Source organism: Mesorhizobium sp. LSHC420B00 (assembly GCF_000503055.1).
Lineage (GTDB): Bacteria > Pseudomonadota > Alphaproteobacteria > Rhizobiales > Rhizobiaceae > Mesorhizobium.
On record NZ_AYVY01000017.1, the window covers coordinates 29,880 to 48,064 of the forward strand.

17 protein-coding genes are annotated in these 18,185 nt (G+C 63.9%); 5 read left to right on the forward strand and 12 right to left on the reverse strand.

Annotated elements, in window-relative coordinates; genetic code table 11:
- Positions 1 to 9: 9 nt before the first annotated feature.
- From X760_RS61060 to X760_RS76505, 12 genes are all read right to left on the reverse strand, one after another.
- Complete coding sequence (locus X760_RS61060) at positions 10 to 843, reverse strand: SMP-30/gluconolactonase/LRE family protein (protein WP_023720481.1); 834 nt, start codon at positions 841 to 843, stop codon at positions 10 to 12.
- Positions 844 to 856: 13 nt separating this feature from the next.
- Positions 857 to 2,632 (reverse strand): CoA-transferase, encoded by a 1,776-nt coding sequence (locus X760_RS61065; protein WP_023720482.1) that lies wholly within the window; start codon positions 2,630 to 2,632, stop codon positions 857 to 859.
- The gene (locus X760_RS61070; protein ID WP_023720483.1) at positions 2,629 to 3,414 is read right to left on the reverse strand and encodes an enoyl-CoA hydratase/isomerase family protein; all 786 of its coding nucleotides are present in this window, start codon (positions 3,412 to 3,414) and stop codon (positions 2,629 to 2,631) included. Before X760_RS61070 ends, X760_RS61065 begins: the two co-directional genes overlap by 4 nt.
- Positions 3,415 to 3,416: 2 nt before the next feature.
- On the reverse strand, positions 3,417 to 4,622 hold the full coding sequence (locus tag X760_RS61075) for a CaiB/BaiF CoA-transferase family protein (protein WP_023720484.1): 1,206 nt from the start codon (positions 4,620 to 4,622) through the stop codon (positions 3,417 to 3,419).
- A gap of 17 nt (positions 4,623 to 4,639) precedes the next feature.
- Positions 4,640 to 5,425, reverse strand: a complete 786-nt coding sequence (locus tag X760_RS61080; protein WP_023720485.1) for an SDR family NAD(P)-dependent oxidoreductase — start codon at positions 5,423 to 5,425, stop codon at positions 4,640 to 4,642.
- Position 5,426: 1 nt separating this feature from the next.
- Complete coding sequence (locus X760_RS61085) at positions 5,427 to 6,422, reverse strand: ABC transporter permease (RefSeq protein WP_023720486.1); 996 nt, start codon at positions 6,420 to 6,422, stop codon at positions 5,427 to 5,429.
- 30 nt (positions 6,423 to 6,452) lie between these two features.
- Positions 6,453 to 7,940, reverse strand: coding sequence for a sugar ABC transporter ATP-binding protein (locus tag X760_RS61090; RefSeq protein ID WP_023720487.1), 1,488 nt, complete (start codon positions 7,938 to 7,940; stop codon positions 6,453 to 6,455).
- Complete coding sequence (locus tag X760_RS61095) at positions 7,930 to 8,913, reverse strand: ABC transporter permease (protein WP_023720488.1); 984 nt, start codon at positions 8,911 to 8,913, stop codon at positions 7,930 to 7,932. The genes X760_RS61090 and X760_RS61095 overlap by 11 nt, the downstream gene beginning before the upstream one ends.
- A 128-nt stretch (positions 8,914 to 9,041) precedes the next feature.
- Entirely contained in the window at positions 9,042 to 10,073 is a 1,032-nt protein-coding gene (locus X760_RS61100; protein ID WP_023720489.1) for a sugar ABC transporter substrate-binding protein, read from the reverse strand.
- A 23-nt stretch (positions 10,074 to 10,096) separates the two neighbouring features.
- Positions 10,097 to 10,948, reverse strand: a complete 852-nt coding sequence (locus X760_RS61105; RefSeq protein ID WP_023720490.1) for an IclR family transcriptional regulator — start codon at positions 10,946 to 10,948, stop codon at positions 10,097 to 10,099.
- Positions 10,948 to 12,090, reverse strand: a complete 1,143-nt coding sequence (locus X760_RS61110) for an extracellular solute-binding protein (RefSeq protein ID WP_031194444.1) — start codon at positions 12,088 to 12,090, stop codon at positions 10,948 to 10,950. The genes X760_RS61105 and X760_RS61110 overlap by 1 nt, the downstream gene beginning before the upstream one ends.
- A 67-nt stretch (positions 12,091 to 12,157) precedes the next feature.
- Positions 12,158 to 12,328 (reverse strand): hypothetical protein, encoded by a 171-nt coding sequence (locus X760_RS76505; RefSeq protein WP_023720492.1) that lies wholly within the window; start codon positions 12,326 to 12,328, stop codon positions 12,158 to 12,160.
- 369 nt (positions 12,329 to 12,697) lie between these two features.
- Between X760_RS76505 and cyoA the strand changes: the two genes are divergently transcribed.
- From cyoA to X760_RS61135, 5 genes are all read left to right on the forward strand, one after another.
- Complete coding sequence (gene cyoA, locus X760_RS61115) at positions 12,698 to 13,615, forward strand: ubiquinol oxidase subunit II (protein WP_084642829.1); 918 nt, start codon at positions 12,698 to 12,700, stop codon at positions 13,613 to 13,615.
- A 2-nt stretch (positions 13,616 to 13,617) separates the two neighbouring features.
- A complete protein-coding gene (gene cyoB / locus X760_RS61120; protein ID WP_023720494.1) occupies positions 13,618 to 15,624 on the forward strand; it encodes a cytochrome o ubiquinol oxidase subunit I in 2,007 nt (668 codons plus the stop codon).
- A complete protein-coding gene (gene cyoC / locus X760_RS61125) occupies positions 15,621 to 16,274 on the forward strand; it encodes a cytochrome o ubiquinol oxidase subunit III (protein WP_023720495.1) in 654 nt (217 codons plus the stop codon). The genes cyoB and cyoC overlap by 4 nt, the downstream gene beginning before the upstream one ends.
- A complete protein-coding gene (gene cyoD, locus X760_RS61130; RefSeq protein ID WP_023720496.1) occupies positions 16,271 to 16,699 on the forward strand; it encodes a cytochrome o ubiquinol oxidase subunit IV in 429 nt (142 codons plus the stop codon). The genes cyoC and cyoD overlap by 4 nt, the downstream gene beginning before the upstream one ends.
- Before the next feature lie 273 nt (positions 16,700 to 16,972).
- Complete coding sequence (locus X760_RS61135; RefSeq protein WP_023720497.1) at positions 16,973 to 18,178, forward strand: DUF3182 family protein; 1,206 nt, start codon at positions 16,973 to 16,975, stop codon at positions 18,176 to 18,178.
- Positions 18,179 to 18,185: the final 7 nt, after the last annotated feature.

Below are 18,185 nucleotides of genomic sequence, written 5' to 3' on the forward strand. Positions count from 1 at the left end.
CGGCTCGACCTAATAAATCGCCGTCAAGTCGATCTCGGTAATGTGCCAGCGGCCGAGATTTGAGGTGTAGAGCCTGTCGCCCTTGAAGGCGATGTTGGTGGGATGGGCGAGCGTCGTTGCCGCCGGATCCTCGATCAGCACTTCGAGCCCGCTATCTTTTCGCCAACGATAAATGCGGCTCGGCTCGTAGCATGAGATGAACAGCGAACCGTCCGGCGCGAAGGCAACGCCATCGGGGACGTTGTTCACGCCGTCCACGACGAGCTGGCGAGGTCCTGCCGTGCCGTCGGCATGGATCGGCACATAGCTGACGCAGGCCGCATGGCTTTCCACGACGTAAAGCCCATTCCCACCCGGCGCCATCGCCATGCCGTTGGCGAAGGCCAGGGTCTCGCTACACCACAGGCGGCCTTCGCCGGTCTTCAACTCGTAGCGAAAAATGCCGGAGCGGCTGTCTTCGCCGAGGCTGTCGGAAACGTAGAGCCAGCCTCGTGCCTCGTCGACGATCGGATAGTTCGGCACGCGGATGCCAGCCGAGGCGAAGCGCTCCATATGACCCGTTCCGGCATTCCAGCGAAAGATCGCCGAATGCCTGAGATCGCAAGCGAAGCAGTTGTCCGCGCTATCGAAGGCGATGCCGAGCAGAAAGCCCTCCGTGCCGCCCATGTGCTCGACCGAGCTGCCATCGGCGGCGAGGCGCAGCAGGTCGCCGGTTTCGGTGCCGCACCAGATCGAGCCGTCGCGATGGATGGCCACGCCTTCCGGATGGGCGACGCGCGGGCTGGTGAAGATGCCGTCGAAGAAGACCTTCGCGGCCGACATTTCGAGCAACGGCTTTGCCATGCGCCACCCCTCTTCAGCCTGTTGCGGTATGCGACCGCTGCACGGCAATACAGCGCTCGACCATCAGCCGGTCGGCCGCCAGGATCTCGGCGATAAGCGCGCCACGCTCCTTGGCGCTGACGAATTCGAGACGCCGCAGGCCAAGCGGGTCGATGCGGTTTCGCAGGATGTCGAGCGTCTCGTTCGAGGGCAGCGGAACCTCGCGGCAATCGGCATCGAATGTCAGGGCGAAGCCGGTGGCATCCTGGATCTGCTGGCGCGTCACGCCCGGCATGGTCTCGACGATAACCAATTGCCGGCTCTCCCGGTCGAGCCGAAAGATGCAAAGGTCGGTGAACACCAGCGCCGCCCCGGTCCGATAGCCCATCGGGTCGCGTTCGGCCTCTGTCAGCAAGCCGCGCGCGGAGCTGGCGATCCCGACGGTGTCGACCAGCGACTGCGGGGAGTGGCGCGGGATGTAGAGCAGATAATCGCGATGCATGTTGGCGACATCAGCCATGCCGCCCTGCCCGGGCAGCCGGATGAGGCTGCCGTCGCGCTTGCGCAGCGCAATGGTGTTGACGCGCCCGCGTCGGTCGACCTGCGCGGCACCGACGATCTCATGCGTCACGGCGCCGGCCTGATAATAGGTCGAATAGGTGTCGTCGCCGCCGGCATGGGCCACCGCCGTCTCGCAATCGAGGCTTTCGATCAGCGACAGGATCATCGGGCTCGGCGCTATGTCGAGATGGCCGCAACTCATCGTCGCGATGATCATGTCCGGCGCGTGCGTCGCCTTGGCCAGCCGGTAGGCGACATTGGCCAGCGGCGACACGGCGCCGGCGCTGGCAAAGCTGTCATTGTCGAGCTCGGCGGCGATGCGGGCAGCAATGATCTGGTCGATGGATGCTTTCTTTTCGCCGTGCACGAGCCCGGGCATTGCGAGGACTGTTTCAGCGCGGACTTTCGCAGCGTCTTGAACCCGCTCCGGCACACCCTCCGAAGGCACGCTCAGGCTGTCCGCCAAAGGTATCTCCTTGGCCGCCAACGCTGCCGCCAAGGCTTGATAATCCGTCACATAGAATGGCAGGCAGGAGGTGGGATAGGCGCCGCCTGGCGCCAGCGCTATGGCCGACACCTGGTTGCGGGTCAAAATGCTTTGGCGGCCGTCATGGCGCAGCGCTCCGACAGGGACGATCTCCTCGACCGTGACCAGCACCTGGCGCGCCGCGCCGGCCATGGCGAAGTCCAGCGCCCGTGGTCCGATGATCTGGACATTGCCGCTCTGGTCGGCACGCTGAGCATGGACGACGAACGTATCGAGCCGCAAGGCCGGGATGACCCCGGTCGTGATTCCGTCGACCGGATCGGGCGCGGCGATCGCGCCGGGCACGCGAGCCAGCATATCCGAACCCTGCGGAAGCTGAAACGGCATCGACGGCAGGTTCTGCTGCGCTGCCCGCAACGCCTGGATCATGGCCAGCGCGGTCCAGTCGCGAACCGGCACGGCATTCGTCTCGGCAGCCGCGCGGAAGCGGGGCGGCAGGCCGAAAATATCGAGGCTGGAAAAGCAGAGGTCGATTTCCGCCACGGCATTCGCTTCGAGAAGCAGCTCGAGCGGCAGGCCGCCGGCCCAGCAGACGTAGCGCAAATCCCGTACGCCCAACCGCGCGATGGCGCGCAGCAGGGCGATCGGCAGCCGGGCAAAATGATGGCCGCCGACGCCGAAGACGTCGCCGCCGCCGACCATCGCGGCCAGGCCCTCGACATCGGTGAAGCGCGGCCGGTTTTGCTTGACCAGGGACGTCATTTCGCAGCCTTGGCCCGTGCCGCGCTCTTTTCAGCAAATTCCCTGACGCGCCGCTGGCCGATCTCGCTGCGGTAGAGGCTGCCCAGTATGTCGCGCTCCATGGCAAGGCCGCCGGCCAGATTGCCCGACACGGCATGCGCTGTCAGCGCTTTCAGCCCGTCGATCGCTGCGGCCGGTTCGGCGGCGATCATCTCGGCGAGTTCCAGCGCCCGCGGCATCAGCCTTTCGGCATCGACGATCTCGTTGACCAGACCGGCGCCGACGAACTCGGAAGCCGGCACGATGGCGCCGGTCATCAGCAGCAGATTGGCGCGGTTGCGGCCGAGCTTCTGGACGCTGCGCTGGGTGCCGCCGCCGCCGGGCACCAGCCCGAGCTTGATCTCGGGCAGGCCGAGCTTCGCGAACTGGTTGGCGATGACGATGTCGCAGCACAGCACCAGCTCCATGCCGCCGCCGAGCGCAAAGCCGTTGACCGCCGCGATGACCGGCTGGCGGTTGTTCTCGACCGCCGCATACATGCGCGTGCCCGCCATCTGGAAGGCGTCGAACTCGGCAGCTGTCTGGGCGGCGTATTCCTTGATGTCGGCGCCGGCCATAAAGCCGCGCCCCTCGCCGGTCACCACGATCGCGCCGATACCGTCATCCTGCGACAGCGCCTCGAAAACCTCGGTGATCTCGCTTTGCATCAGCCGGTTCATGGCGTTGAGCTGATCGGCGCGCCGGAAGGTGACGACCGCGACGCGCCCGGATATTTCCAAGGTGAGTGTCTGGTAACCGCTCATCGTCAGGCAGCATCCACGGTCATGTCGCCGGACGCCTCAAGCGCTGCAATCTCATCGCTGGAGAGGCCGAACTCGGCCAGTATCTCGCGGCCATGCTGGCCGACCAGCGGCGCCGGCCGTTCTATGGTAGCCGGCGTCTCGCTCATCTTGACCGCCGGCGCGACCACCCTGACCTTGCCGCCGCGCGGATGATCGTAGCTGGTGATCATGCCCAGGTGCTTCACCTGCGGGTCTTCGGCTGCGCGGCGGATGTCTTTCACCTCGGCACACCAGATGTCGGCCGCCAGCAGCCGCGCCAGCAGATCCTGCGTGGCAAACTTCCTGGTTTCGGCGTTGACCTTGTCGAACACCTCGTCGCGCTTGTCGAACAGCGTCTTCAGATCGTCGTAAACAGCAAGCTGCGGCGCCTCCAGCACTTCATACAGCGTCTTGAACGGGCTCATGGCGATCGACACATAGCCGCCGTCCTTCGCTTCGTAGATACCGAACGGCGCCTGCATGCCGGGGTGGCCGATGCCTGAATTCGGGCGCACGAAATCCTCGCCGAGATTGAGCACGGCGACATATTCCTGATTGAGATGCGCCAGCATGCCGGCCAGCAGATTGACCTCGATCTTCTGGCCCTTGCCGGTCTTCTCGCGATAGTAGAGCGCCGACAGGATGCCGTAAACCATGTTCATGGCGCCGATCTGGTCGGCGAGGCCGGCGCCGGCCGGAACAGGAGCCTGATCGCCGCGGCCGGTGTTGGAGATCAGCCCGGACAATCCCTGGATCAGCATGTCCTGGCCGGGACGCTCGACATAGGGGCCTTCCTCGCCATAGCCGGAGCCCGAGCAATAGATGATGGCGGGATTGACCGCCTTAAAGTCCTTGTAGCCATAGCCGAGCCTGGCGAGCACGCCAGGGCGGAAATTCTGCACCACCACATCGGCCTTCTTGGCCATGTCCATGATGATGGCATGCACCTTGCGGCTCTTCAGATTGAGCGCGATGGAGCGCTTGTTGCGGTTCCAGGCGAGGAAATTCGGGCTTTCGGAGCCGCCGACCCATTTGGCGAAGAAGGTCATGCCGCGGAACATGTCGCCGGCGCCGGCACGCTCGATCTTGATGACGTCGGCGCCCATGTCGCCGAGCAGCTGCGTGGCGAACGGCCCTTGCAGCAGATGGCTGAAATCGAGAATGCGGACGCCTTCGAGGGCCTTGTTCATTTTTGTCTCGTTTGTTGTCAAAGCAGGTCGGGTACGTAGCGGGGTGCTGCGGTGAGGCCGCCGTCGACGCGCAGGTCGGTACCGGTGGTGAAGCCAGCGGCGTCGGAGGCGAGATAGACGGCGGCTTCGGCCACTTCGGACGGTTTGCCGATGCGGCCGAGCGGATGCATCTTCACCCAGGCCTTGGCGAGGTTGCCGCCGATCTCTTTGACCAGTTTGTCGTTCATTGGCGTGTTGATGGTGCCGGGCGAGATCGAGTTGACGCGAATGTTGAGCGGGCCGAACTCGACCGCCATCTGGCGCGTCATCGCCATCACCGCACCCTTGGCGCCGGCATAGGCGGTCCAGCCGTCGAGCCCGATATGACCTTGCGCCGAGGCCATGTTGATGATCGAGCCGGATTTCTGCGCGATCATGTGCGGCAGCGCATATTTGCAGCCGCGGAACACGCTGGTCAGGTTGACCGCGATCAGCCGGTGCCACTGCTCGTCGGTCATTTCGTGAACCGGCATGCCGCCGATGGCGATAGCGGCATTGTTGACCAGAATATCGAGATGGCCGGTCTTGGCGACGGCTGCGTCGATCAGGGCGGCGATGTCGGCCTCCTCCGCCACGTCGCAATGGACGTAGTCGGCGCGATGGCCGGCGGCGCGCAGTTCCGCGGCGAATTTTTCACCCTTCTCGTCGGCGATGTCGCCGAGGAAGACGTGCGCGCCTTCCCTTGCCATCGCCTCGCCGATCGCATGGCCGATGCCGTCGGCGGCGCCGGTAACGGTTGCGGTTTTCCCTTTGAGACGATCCATATCAGCCTCCAATGGCGCGCCGGCGCTTTGCTTCGTCGAAGGCGACGGCGGCAATGATGATCATGCCGGTGATGACCAGTTGCCACTCGGTCGGCAGGCCGAGACCGCGCAGCCCGTTGGACAGGAATTGCAGGATCAGCACGCCAAGCGCCATGCCGGTCAGGCTGCCGACGCCGCCGGCAAGGCTCACGCCGCCGAGCACGGTGGCAGCGACGACCTGGAACTCGAAATTCAGCCCGGCCGTATGCTGGGCCGAACCGACGCGGGCGGCCAGGATGATGCCGGCAACCGTTGCAAGCAGCGCGCTGATGATGAAGCAGATGAATTTGACGCGGCGCACGTCGTAGCCTGCCAGCCGTGCCACTTCCGGATTGCCACCGACGGCATAGATCTGCCGTCCGAACGGACGATGCTGCATCATGTAGGCGAAGACGGCGAGCAGGACGATGGCGATGACCGCCGAATACGGAATGACATTGAACAGGCGGCCGTCCGACAGCGCAATGAAGCTGTCGAGCGCGGCATCGTCGGGGATGGCGCGCTGGCCGGTGTAGAGATAGACGCCGCCGCGCATGATGAACATCGTGCCCAGCGTCACGATCAGCGAGTTGATGCCGGCATAGGCGGTCAGATAGCCGTTCACCACGCCGATGATCAGCCCGAACAGCAGCGCACCACTGATGCCGAGCAGCAGCGAGTTGGTTTCGTTCATGATGATGATCAGCGGCAGGGCGATGGTCGCCAGCAGCGACCCTATCGAGATGTCGACCTCGCCGGACATGAAGACGATGGCGCAGCCGATGCCGGCGGTGAGCGCCAGCGACGCCTGACCGAGCACATTGGTGATGTTGCGCACCGAGAAGAAGTTCTCCGCCGTCAGGGAAAAGAACGCAATCACCAGGATCAGGCAAAGCAGCAGGGCGAGCTCCTGCCGCGCCAGCAGCCGTGCCAGCATGGACGGGCCGGCTTTGGTGGAGTGGCTGGCTGCAAGGCTCATCGCTTGCTCCCTTTGCGAAGCGTCATCATCTTAGCCGATCGCCGCATTGAGGATGTTCTCCTGCGTGGCCTCGTCGCGGGGCATGATCGCGGTGAGGCGGCCTTCGCACATCACCGCGACGCGGTCGGCAAGGCCCAGCAGTTCGGGCATTTCGGACGTCATCATGACGACCGCCAGGCCTTCGCCGGCGAGCCGGTCGATGAGCGCGAAAATCTCCGACTTGGCGCCGACGTCGATGCCGCGGGTCGGCTCGTCGACGACGATTACCTTGAGACCGCGCATCAGCCAGCGCGAGATCAGCACTTTCTGCTGATTGCCGCCGGACAGATTCTTGACCTGCTGAAACAGGCTGGGCGTCCTGATGCGAAAACGGTCGACATAGAGATCGGAAGAGCACACGTCTNCGAGGCTGGCATTCTGGTAGACCGGCAGCTCGCCCATCAGCCCTTCGCTCTTGCGATCCTCGGTGAGCAGTCCGATGCCGAGCCGGACGCCGGTGTGGGTGTCGTGCGGCAGCAGCCGGCTGCCATCGACCGAAATGGCGCCGGAAGTGATCGGGTCGTAACCGACGATGGCCTTGGCGAGCTCCGTCCGGCCGGCCCCCATGAGGCCGAAGAAGCCGAGGACCTCGCCGGCATGCGCCTCGAACGATACGTCCTTCAGTTTCTTGGCGGTGCTGAGCCCTTCAACGGAAAGCGCTACCTTGCTGCCCGGCGCACTGCGCTTGCGCGGGAACAGGTTCTCGATGCGCCGGCCGATCATGTCCTGGATCAGCGTGTCGTTGGTGTGCTCGCCGATCGGCCTGGTCGAGACGTGACGGCCATCGCGCAGCACGGTAACGGTGTCGGCGATCTCGAAGACCTCGTCGAGCTTGTGGCTGACATAGAGCACCGCGATGCCGAGAGCGGCCAACCGGCGGATGACGGTGAACAGCAGCGAAACCTCGTTCGGCGTCAGCGAGGAGGTCGGCTCGTCCATCACCACGACGCGAGCTTCATGGGCGAGCGCGCGGGCGATCTCGACCATTTGCTGCTGGCTGACCGGCAGCGATCCCGTGCGCGCCGCCGGGTCGACGTTGAAGCCGATGCGCTTGAACAAGGCGGCCGCATCGGCACGGATCTTCTTCCAGTCGATCGAGCCGCCTTTGCCGGTCGGATAGCCTTCGAGGAAGATGTTTTCGGCGACGCTGAATTCGGCGATCAGCGCGATCTCCTGGAACACCACCTTGATGCCTTCCTTCAGGCTGTCGTGCGGCGACTTGATGTCGGCCTCGCGGCCGCGCAGGCGGACGGTGCCGGCATCCTTGCCATAGACCCCGGCCATGATCTTGATCAGCGTTGACTTGCCGGCCCCGTTCTCGCCCATCAGGGCGTGGATTTTGCCGGGTTCCAGGGTCAGATCGACATTGTCCAGCGCCATCACGCCGGGAAAGCGCTTGCCGATGCCGCGCATCTCCAGCGCCGGCACGCTTTTGTCGACGGCCGCGGTTTTGCCGGGATGAAGGAAGTCAACCGACATTGGCTCTGTTCCGGACGATGTCGAGATAGGTCGCCAGGATGATGACGATGCCCGGCACCACCATCTGCAGGTCCTGGTTCCAGCCGAGGATGATGATGCCGTTGTCGATGACCTTCAGCACCAGCACGCCCAGCAACGTGCCGAGCAGCGAGCCGCGGCCGCCAAGCAGGCTGGTGCCGCCGAGGATGACGGCGGCAATCACAGTCAGCTCGAAGCCGCGGCCGGCGGTCGGCTGGCCCGCATTCATCAGCGACGACAGGATCATGCCGGCAATGCCGACGCAAAGGCCGGTGACGACGAAGGCGAACAGTTTCAGGCGTTGCGAGCGCACGCCGGAGAGGCGAACCGCTCGCTCGTTGGCGCCGACCGCGTAAAGATAGCGGCCGAGCGTGGTGAAGCGCAGCGTTGCCGCGGCCAGCGCGAAAATCAGCGCGGCAATCACCACCGGCAGCGGGATCGCGCCGATATAGCCGGCGCCGAGATCGGTGAAGCTTGCAAGCCGGTGGTGGTTCTGCACCGCTTCGCGGGTGAACAGATAGACGCCGCCCTGCAGCATCATCATGGTGCCGATGGTGGCGATCAGCGAGTTCACCTTGAGCCTGGTGACAACCAGCCCGTTGAACAGGCCGACCGCACCGGAAAAGGCGAGCGCCGCCAGCAGGCCGAGCGTCAGGCTGTGCGTTGAATTGAGTACGGCCATGCCGATGCAGCCGACAAAGGCCAGCGACGCACCGACCGACAGGTCGACTTCCGCGGTGATGATCAGCATCGTCATGCCCGAGGCGACGATCAGCACCAGCGCGCATTGGCGCAGGATGGCGATGATGTTGGCCTCGGAATAGAATTGCGGCGCCGCAATCGAAATGGCGATGCAGAGCACGGCCAGGATCACGCCGAGCACCAGCTGGCTGCTGCCCAGCAGCTGGCCGCCGATGAAACGCCTTGGCGCGGAGGATTGCGTAAGCTCGCTCATGTCCATTTCATTTTCGGGCAGCGTCGCCGTTTGGAACTTGCCGGCCAAAACAGGGCGGTTGACCTGTTTTCCCGTCTGCATCCGGTCCGATGCCCTTCCCGCCGCGCGGGAAGGGCTACCCGGAATCCTTACTTCTTCAGGTCAGCGGAAGTTTTCATGCATTTTTCCGGTGGCTGGAGCGCATTGACGGCATCCCATTTGATCGTTCGTGTGGTGCCGTCGTAGTCGTAGAACTTCTTCCAGTCGTCGCCGTTCATCGGCGCGGTCGGGCTGACGATGTGTTCCGGCACCTCTTCGCCGTTGAAGAGCTTAACCGCTGCATCGATGGCGGTGTAGCCTTCCTTTTCCGGGAACATCGCGGCTTCGATGCGATAGGACGGCTCGTTCTGCATGGCATTGATGAAGGCAAGGCCTTCGCCGCCGGTGCCGACCGTCAACAGGCCATCCTGCGACTTGCCGGCCGCTTTCCAGGCCTGGAGGCCGCCGAGCGACGAGGAATCGTTGATGCCGTAGATGATGTTGATGTCGGCGTTCTTGGCAAGTGCCGCCGAAGAGACTTCGAGCGCGCGGTCCGGATTGCCGCCGCCGTCGAGGTCGTGGACCATGACCGCGTCGGGGACGATGGTCTTCAGGCCGTCCATGAAACCCTGCGAACGCAGCACCGTGGCGGACAGCAGCGGCAGGCCGACATTCATCACCTTGGCTTTGCCTTCGAGCTTTTCCTTGGCGTATTTGCCGGCTTCAACGCCGGCGGTGTAGCCGGTGTCGTAGTCGCAGATCGCGACCATGGTGGTCATGCCCTTGACCGGATTGCCTTCGAGCACGACCGGAACGTTGTTGGATTTCGCCTGGCGCAGTAGCGGCACGACGCCTTCCTCGTTGACGGGCGTGACAATCAGCACGTCGACGCCTTTGGCCATGAAGTCTTCGGCGGCGGAAACCTCCTTGGCGATGTCGAGATTGGCGTCCTGCACCTCGAGTTCGATGCCGAGTTCCTTGGCGCGGGCCTGCATGCCCTTGATGACGTTCTGATACCACTCATGCGTGGCGTAATTGGTGACGTAGCCGATGCGCTTCGGCATGTTTTCGGCGTGTGCCGCGGCGGCGCTCAGAGCCAGCGCGGCCGCCGAGACAAACAGCATTGATTTGGACCAGTTCATGTTTCTTCTCCCTGTATTTCTTGTCAGTTGCTGAACGGATAGTCCCGCCGTTCCGGGTCGGCACGTGGAGAGTTGGCAGCTTCGCCCGCGCCCAGCGCCGCCGATATCGTCTCGGCCGCCGCCTTAGTCCGTTCAAAGACGGTGCTGCGATCGAAGCGGGCGGCCTTTTGCGGCAGGAACGGGACAGTGAGCGCGGCAATGACCGCGCCGGTATGGTCGCGCACCGGCATCGAGATGTTGGTGCAGCCCTCGACAGCCAGCGAAGCGCGCATTTCATAGCCGAGCCTTGCGACGTCGTTCAGCCGCGCTTCGATTTCCGCCCGGCTGCCTTGGCCTTCGCCCGCAGCGACGATCCGCTCGACGATACGGTCGCGCTCGGCGCGGCTCGAATGCGCGAGCAGCACCGCGCCGGAGCTCGTCTCGAGGATCGGGAAATGCGAGCCGAGGGCAACCGAATAACGCATCGGCAAAGGCGAATCGATCTGCAGCACGACCAGCGCGCTCTCACCTTCGCGCACGACCAGATGGCAGCTCTGGTCGGCATTGGCGGCGAGGCCGCGCATCACCGGCAGCGCGCATTCGACCAGGCGGTTTACCGGCGGATGCATATGCGCCAGCTCGAATAGCTTCAGCGACAGGCGGAAGCGGTCCGATAGCGTCCGGAAAATGTAGCCGCGCTTCTCCAGCAGCAGCAGGATGCGGTAGATCTCGTGAATGGAGCGCCCCATTCCGGTGGCGATCTCTGTCTGGGTCAGCGGCTCGCCGCTGGCAGCCATGAATTCCAGGATATCGAGCGCCTTCTCCACCGCCGGCACGCGATAGCCGTTGCGGCCGCTTTCGCCTTCGTCGACGATCTGGGCAATATCGGTGGCCATTACGCGACGCTCCGTTGCGGCTGGCCATGCCTGGTCTCGCGATAGAGCCGGTTCAGCCGATCCGCGAGCTCGGCCGCCGGCAATTCGCCGGCGATGGCCGCGGCAGCATGAGGGGCGCATTGGCGGAAGAAGCTGATGAAGCCCGTATGGGTCGGGCGCAGATAGGAGGCTTCGATCGTCGCCAGCGTCGAGGCGAAGAAGCCGCCCGAGAGCGCGTTGACCTCGGCATCCTGCCACGCCGCCAGCGATCCCGGCTGTCCGCCGGATTTCACATAGTCGCCGCGCTGATAGCCGGGCGAGCACAGAAACAGCGCGTAATCGATGGCTGCCTGCTTGTGTTTCGATTGGGCGCTGACGCCGATGCCGGCGCCGCCGAGCAAGGCGCCGGCGGATCGCGGCGTCGGCACATCGGCGAAGCGCAGATACGGCCTGTCTGCCTTGAAGGCATAGTTCACATAGCCGAAGGCGAACGGCACGTAGACCACATCGTCATGCGCGATCATATGATCGTAGCAGCGGATCGGGTTCCATTTCGGCGAATCCGGATGCGACAGCGCCGCAAGCTGGCGCAATTGCCCAACGGCCTGCTCGATTTTTTCCCTGGCAATGAACTCGTCGCCGTCTTCCCGCGGTTCGCCCAGCGTCAAAAGCAGGCACATGGCGTCAGTCGGCACCAACGGCAGCCCAAGCCATTTGCCGCCCTTCAAGGCGCGCCGGCCGAGCTCCAGCACCTCGTCATGGCTGCGCGGCAGCGGCCCGTAGCGCTCCAGGAGATCGGGGCGATACGAGGCAACCTGGCAGGCAGCATCGATCGGCAACGCCCATTGGCGCCCGTCCCTTGCGTAGGATTGCCAGGATGCGCCGACCGAATCCCGTTCGAAGCCGCGGCGCTGCTCAGCCGACAAATCGAACGGCACCATCAGCCCGCCTTCGGCAATATCGCCGATGAACGGATGGTCGAACACGACAAGATCATAGGCGCCGAGCACCGGACCAAGCGCGCCCTCGCCGAACTCGTAGAGGCTGCGGCGGTCCCATTCGATCTCAAGACCGGGATTGGCGGCACAATACGGCCCGATGCTGGCGTCGAGCGGACCCCAGCAGCGTCGGTGATCCCACGCGAGACCGCGCAGTCTTGTCATGCCCGAAATTCCTCCCTGAACCGCCCAGCCGATTAGTAGCAACTATTTTCACCTAGACAAGTAGTTTTTACATACGCAACCAGTCTCGACTTCGTTTGGCAGGGAAACCGCCCCAACCGCCGCTGGTGCGCATCGCATTGTCGCCGGCCTTCAACCAAAGGCTGCGACGGGTCTGGCTTTTTGGAACTTTCGCGACGAACATACGTTCGGTTGGCGCAACCATCTTGAGCAGCATCATTGGGCAGCGTCACTGGATTCAGCGCCGAGTCGTAGGGAGCGGACGAAATGGCCCAACTGTGGGCGCGGCCGTGAACCGGTTTGCCGCCTTGGCATTCGCCACGTTTCTGGCGATAACGTCGATCTGGGTACTGTTTCTGGTTTCTTAAGATTTGGCTTTGGTTGCGTGGGATTTGCCGCTGGTTTGTTAGGATTTGGAGGGGTTCTCGACAGGTTGACCGCTTAACGACATCCACGGCATGTGGTTCTGCCAGCCGGAGCCGCGTGCGTGAAGAAACTGTCGCCAGGAGCACACCGGCGCGCACATTCGGGGTTGGCAGCCACGCTGCCTGCAACGTTCCAATCGGTTTTCAGGAAACGGCGAGATCTCATGTTGCTGAGGGCGATCGTTCGAAACTGTGCCGTTCTTGGCCGCGTCGGCGCGACGACGCTACTTGCCGGGCTGCTTGCCGGCTGCCAGGGCGGCGTGCTCGACCCTCACGGGCCAGTCGGCGCGGCGCAGCGCACGATCCTGCTCAATTCGGTTGCCATCATGCTGGCCATCGTCATCCCGACGATCGTGGCGACGCTCGGCTTTGCCTGGTGGTTCCGGGAAACCAACACAAGAGCGCGGTATCTGCCGGAATGGGCCTATTCCGGACGCATCGAACTGGTGGTCTGGTCGATCCCCATCCTCGTCATCCTGTTTCTGAGCGGCATCATCTGGATCGGGTCGCATGACCTCGATCCAATGAAGCCGCTGGATTCCCAGCAACAGCCGCTTGAGGTGCAGGTCGTCTCGCTCGACTGGAAATGGCTGTTCATCTACCCCGAGCAGAATGTCGCGAGCATCAACCGGCTCGTGGTGCCGGCGGGCAGGCCGGTGCATTTCTCGCTTACCTCGGCAAGTGTCATGAATGCGTTCTTCGTGCCTCAGCTTGGCGGCATGATCTACACGATGAACGGCATGACGACGCAGCTTCACCTGCAGGCGGATCAGCAGGGCGAATTTTATGGGCGGTCGGCCCACTTCAGCGGCGACGGTTTTCCAGGCATGCAATTCGTGCTGCATGCTGTCGCGGTCGACGCCTTCGACGCGTTCGTCAATTCGGCGCGAAGCCAAGGACAGGCACTCGACAGGGCCAGCTACCAGGAACTGGCCAGACAGAGCCTGGACGTGCCGCCTTCGACCTATCGCTCGGTCGAGCCGGACCTTTTCCATGAGATCGCGACGCAGGGCGTTCCGCCCGCGCCCGGCCCCCAGGCCGGTCGCCCCGAGCCGAGCGTATCGCCCAAGACAGGAGGCTGACAATGCTCGGAAAATTGAGCTGGGACGTCATCCCGTTCGATCAGCCTCTGCCGATGATCGCCTCGGCGGTCGTCGCCCTGGCAATCCTCGGCGTGCTGGCCTGGGTCTTCCTGGCCGGCCATTTCCCCTATCTGTGGCGCGAATGGATCACAAGCGTCGATCACAAGCGGATCGGCGTCATGTACACGCTGCTGGCGCTGCTGATGCTGCTGCGCGGCTTCAGCGACGCCGTCATGATGCGGTCCCAGCAAGCCCTCGCCTTCCAGGCGCCCGGCTATCTGCCGCCCGACCACTTCAACCAGGTCTTTTCCGCCCACGGCACCATCATGATCTTTTTCGGGGCGATGCCGTTCGTCATCGGCCTGATGAACCTGGTCGTGCCGCTGCAGCTCGGCGTCCGCGACGTTGCCTTTCCGACGCTCAACTCGGTGAGTTTCTGGCTCACCGCCACCGGTGCGTTGCTGGTCAACATCTCGCTGGTGATCGGCGAATTCGCGCGTACCGGATGGCTGCCCTATCCGCCGCTCAGCGAGACCGCCTACTCGCCGGGCGTCGGCGTCGATTATTATCTGTGGGCGGTGCAGATAGCGGGCGTCGGAACGCTGCTCACCGGCATCAATTTCGTCACCACGATCCTGAAGATGCGGGCGCCTGGCATGAGCTACCTCAGCATGTCGATGTTCTGCTGGACTTCACTCGCCGCCAGCCTGCTCATCGTCGCCGCCTTCCCGATCCTCACCGCCACGCTCGCGATGCTGACGCTCGACCGCTATTTCGGCTTTCATTTCTTCACCAACGAAGCCGGCGGCAACATGCTGATGTTCGTGAACCTGATCTGGGCCTGGGGCCATCCCGAGGTCTACATCCTCGTCCTGCCGGCATTCGGCATCTTCTCGGAGGTCATCTCCACCTTCTCCAGCAAGCCGCTGTTCGGCTACCGCTCGATGGTGGCCGCGACGCTCTTCATCTGCATCGTCTCCTTCATGGTGTGGCTGCACCACTTTTTCACCATGGGCGCCGGCGCCGACGTCAACGCCGCGTTCGGCATTGCCACCAGCATCATCGCTGTCGGTACCGGCGTGAAGATCTACAACTGGATGTTCACCATGTATGGCGGCCGCATCCGCTTCGCGACGCCGATGCTGTGGTCGCTTGGCTTCATGGTGACGTTCGTCATCGGTGGCATGACGGGCGTGTTGCTGGCCGTGCCGCCAGCCGATTTCCTGCTTCACAACAGCCTGTTCCTGGTGGCGCATTTTCACAACGTCATCATCGGCGGTGTGCTGTTCGGCGCCTTCGCGGGATATACCTACTGGTTTCCCAAGGCATTCGGATTCCGGCTGCACGAGGGCTGGGGCAAGCTGGCCTTCTGGCTGACGCTGATCGGCTTCTACGCCACCTTCGTGCCGCTCTACACCGTCGGCCTGCTCGGCATGACCCGCCGCATGCAGCATTTCGACGTGCCGGCCTGGTATCCCTGGGTGCTGGTTGCCGGCGCCGGCATGTTAATCACCACCGCCGGCGTGGTCGCCCAGATCATTCAGCTCGTCGTCAGCATCCGACAGCGCGCGGCGCTTCGCGATGTCACCGGGGATCCCTGGGACGGGCGTTCGTTGGAATGGGCCACACCCTCGCCGCCGCCGGTCTTCAACTTCGCCGCGCTTCCGCATGTCGAGGGCGAAGAGCCCTACTGGAGCATCAAGCAGCGGGCACGCGAGCAAAACCGGCTGCGCGACGAGCCTGAATACGAGCCGATCGAGATGCCGCGCAACAGTCCCACCGGGTTCATCTGCGCCTTCTTTGCGACCGTGATGGGTTTCGCCCTCATCTGGCACATCTGGTGGATGGTGGCGCTCGGCGCGCTCGGTGCTTTCGCCACCTTCGTCGTATTCGCGTGGCGCGACATACCCGAATACGTCATTCCTGCCGCCGAAGTCGCCCGGATCGACCGCGCCAACCGAAGTGCCCGCCGCGAGGCGCTGGCCACGTATACGGGGCCAAGGCCATGACCGCGATCGACGTTCGAGAGCGTGACCCCTACCACCTCGGCCATCGCGGGCACGGCCATGCCCCCGGCCATGGCGACGGCGGACCGGCACCGATCCGGATCGTCGTCGGCTACGGCTTCTGGATCTTCCTTCTGAGCGACATCGTGATGTTCTCGGCCTTCTTTGCGGCCTACGCTGTGCTGGCGGGCAAGACGGCGGGCGGACCAAGCGGAGCCGAGCTGTTCGACCTGCGCAACGTCGCGATCGAGACGGCGGCCCTGCTGTTGTCGAGCTTTACCTGCGGTCTCGCCAGCCTCGCCGTGACCGCGCGGCGAAGCTCCTGGTTCTATGTTGCGATGGCTCTCACTTTCGTGCTCGGCGCCAGCTTCATCCTGCTCGAGCTGCGCGAGTTCGCGCATATGATTGCCCGCGATGCCGGACCGACGCGCAGTGCTTTCCTGTCGGCGTTCTTCACGCTGGTGGGATGCCATGGCCTGCACGTGACGGCGGGGCTGCTGTGGCTGCTCACGATGATGGCGCAGATCTTCGCCAAGGGATTCCGCGACGATATTCTTCGGCGTTTCATGTGCTTCAGCCTGTTCTGGCACGCCCTCGACATCATCTGGGTCGCCCTGTTCACGGTGGTCTATCTCCTGGGAGCAAGTCGATGAGCAATGCTGACGACCGCCATGCGCAAAGGCGCGACACCGATGGCCTGGAGCGCTACGACATCGATACGGCGCCGGGTGACGAATACCTCGGCGACGCCGAGGTCGGATCCGGGTTACGCGGCTATGTGATCGGCCTCGGGCTGGCAACGCTGTTGACCATCGCCTCGTTCTGGTTGCTCGGAACCAACCTTATATGGGCACCGGGCATCCCGGTGGCGCTGATTGTGCTGGCGATCGCGCAGATGGGCGTGCATCTCGTCTTCTTCCTGCATATCACGACGGGGCCGGACAACACCAACAACGCCCTGGCGCTTGCCTTCGGCGTGCTGATCGTCGTCCTGGTGATCGGCGGCTCGATCTGGATCATGGCCAACCTCGACCACAATTTGATGCCGACGAATGCGATCATGAACATGAACCGCTAGTGACAGTTCCGGCCGTTGGCCGCAGTTCATGCGACAGCCAGCTCGGTCTCAAGCCCGTTCGAATGTGTCGACGACCTCGGCCGCTCCCAGGGCGCGGGGCGCGGCCTCCTTGAGCACATCCATCACCCTGTCTGAGGCTCCCGCATAAAAACCATGAGCCGCCGATGTTCCGATCGCCGCAACTCGGTCAAACCGGATAGCGCGCCGTTGCCCGGAACATTCGCCGAGGAAGCGGGTTTTTCGGTTCGGACGCATCGCCGCGGAATAACGGCAATGGGCCCGGCAATGGACGAAGGGCGGCGCGACATGACCGGGCTAAGCGGCACACAATCGGGCGGAGCAAAAGGTGTTGTGGTCGCGTTCTCCGCGCCGGGCGGCGAGACCATCTATGCCCACGAATGGGAGACCGTCGCTGCCGTCGCGCGCACGATTGCGGCGTTGAAGGGATTTTCCTTCCGCCAGGGCCTGCGTGACTGGGGCGGTGACAACGGCGGGCTGTATTTCGTGCCGGACGACAGCCTGCTTGCCGCCGATGCGGTCCAACTGGGCATCAACGGGCCCGACGACCTCTTCGGCGGTGTGGTGCCCTGGCGCCTCGCAACCACCAAGGCCATAACCCACGAGCTGGTGGACGGGTCGGCGGCACGGCCAAAAGATTGGCCAACCGGCTTCGGCAGCGCCGTCGGCGCGGCCGTACTGCCAGGCTACACCGCATTTTCACGCGATGACGCGCTGCGCGCAGCGGAACGTCTGCTGCAGCTCGGGCTGGTCCGGTTCAAGCCACCGCGCGCTTCGCGGGGCCGCGACCAGCACACCGCCGCGACGGTCGCCGATATCGAAAGGCTGCTGGAACGATATCCATCCTCCGACCTAAGCGAATACGGGCTTGTTCTCGAAACGGAGCTTCGCGACATTGTCACGCTGAGCATTGGCAGAACCGCGATCGACGGAACATCGGTCAGCTATTACGGCGTGCAGCGGATGACCGCCGACAATGCCGGACAGCCCGTTTACGGCGGATCCGATCTGGTCGTCGTGCGCGGCGGATGGGAAGCGCTCGACAGGCTGCAGCTGTCTCCGGCGCTGACTTTGGCTGTGGCGCAGGCGAGGACCTACGACGCGGCGATGCTTGGCCATCCCGGATTCTTCGCCTCGAGGCGCAACTACGACATCGGCCAAGGTGTCGATTCCTCGGGCATCTGGCGATCGGGTGTGCTGGAAGCCAGCTGGCGGATCGGCGGCAGCAGCACGGCAGAGCTTGCGGCAATGGAGGCCATGACGCGTGACCCCGACGTACAGCTCGTGCATGCGTGCGCGGTCAAGCAATTCGGCAACACCGCGCAGATGCCGCTGAATGCAGAAATCCACTTCCACGGAGAGGACCCCGTGGAGGGCCAAATCACGCGTTATACCGTCGTCACGCAGGCGATCCGAGGACCGGTCAGGAAGCCAGCCGATCGTCATTTTAGGTCGAAGTGAAACACGC

Bases quoted from the DNA above. Each gene is read 5' to 3' on its own strand.
- X760_RS61065 (WP_023720482.1), bottom strand. From the start codon at position 2,632: ATGACGTCCCTGGTCAAGCAAAACCGGCCGCGCTTCACCGATGTCGAG.
- X760_RS76505 (WP_023720492.1), bottom strand. From the start codon at position 12,328: ATGATGCTGCTCAAGATGGTTGCGCCAACCGAACGTATGTTCGTCGCG.
- cyoA (WP_084642829.1), top strand. From the start codon at position 12,698: ATGTTGCTGAGGGCGATCGTTCGAAACTGTGCCGTTCTTGGCCGCGTC.
- X760_RS61095 (WP_023720488.1), bottom strand. From the start codon at position 8,913: ATGAGCGAGCTTACGCAATCCTCCGCGCCAAGGCGTTTCATCGGCGGC.
- X760_RS61100 (WP_023720489.1), bottom strand. From the start codon at position 10,073: ATGAACTGGTCCAAATCAATGCTGTTTGTCTCGGCGGCCGCGCTGGCT.
- X760_RS61070 (WP_023720483.1), bottom strand. From the start codon at position 3,414: ATGAGCGGTTACCAGACACTCACCTTGGAAATATCCGGGCGCGTCGCG.
- X760_RS61105 (WP_023720490.1), bottom strand. From the start codon at position 10,948: ATGGCCACCGATATTGCCCAGATCGTCGACGAAGGCGAAAGCGGCCGC.
- X760_RS61060 (WP_023720481.1), bottom strand. From the start codon at position 843: ATGGCAAAGCCGTTGCTCGAAATGTCGGCCGCGAAGGTCTTCTTCGAC.
- cyoD (WP_023720496.1), top strand. From the start codon at position 16,271: ATGAGCAATGCTGACGACCGCCATGCGCAAAGGCGCGACACCGATGGC.
- X760_RS61085 (WP_023720486.1), bottom strand. From the start codon at position 6,422: ATGAGCCTTGCAGCCAGCCACTCCACCAAAGCCGGCCCGTCCATGCTG.
- cyoB (WP_023720494.1), top strand. From the start codon at position 13,618: ATGCTCGGAAAATTGAGCTGGGACGTCATCCCGTTCGATCAGCCTCTG.
- X760_RS61080 (WP_023720485.1), bottom strand. From the start codon at position 5,425: ATGGATCGTCTCAAAGGGAAAACCGCAACCGTTACCGGCGCCGCCGAC.
- X760_RS61135 (WP_023720497.1), top strand. From the start codon at position 16,973: ATGGGCCCGGCAATGGACGAAGGGCGGCGCGACATGACCGGGCTAAGC.
- cyoC (WP_023720495.1), top strand. From the start codon at position 15,621: ATGACCGCGATCGACGTTCGAGAGCGTGACCCCTACCACCTCGGCCAT.
- X760_RS61110 (WP_031194444.1), bottom strand. From the start codon at position 12,090: ATGACAAGACTGCGCGGTCTCGCGTGGGATCACCGACGCTGCTGGGGT.
- X760_RS61075 (WP_023720484.1), bottom strand. From the start codon at position 4,622: ATGAACAAGGCCCTCGAAGGCGTCCGCATTCTCGATTTCAGCCATCTG.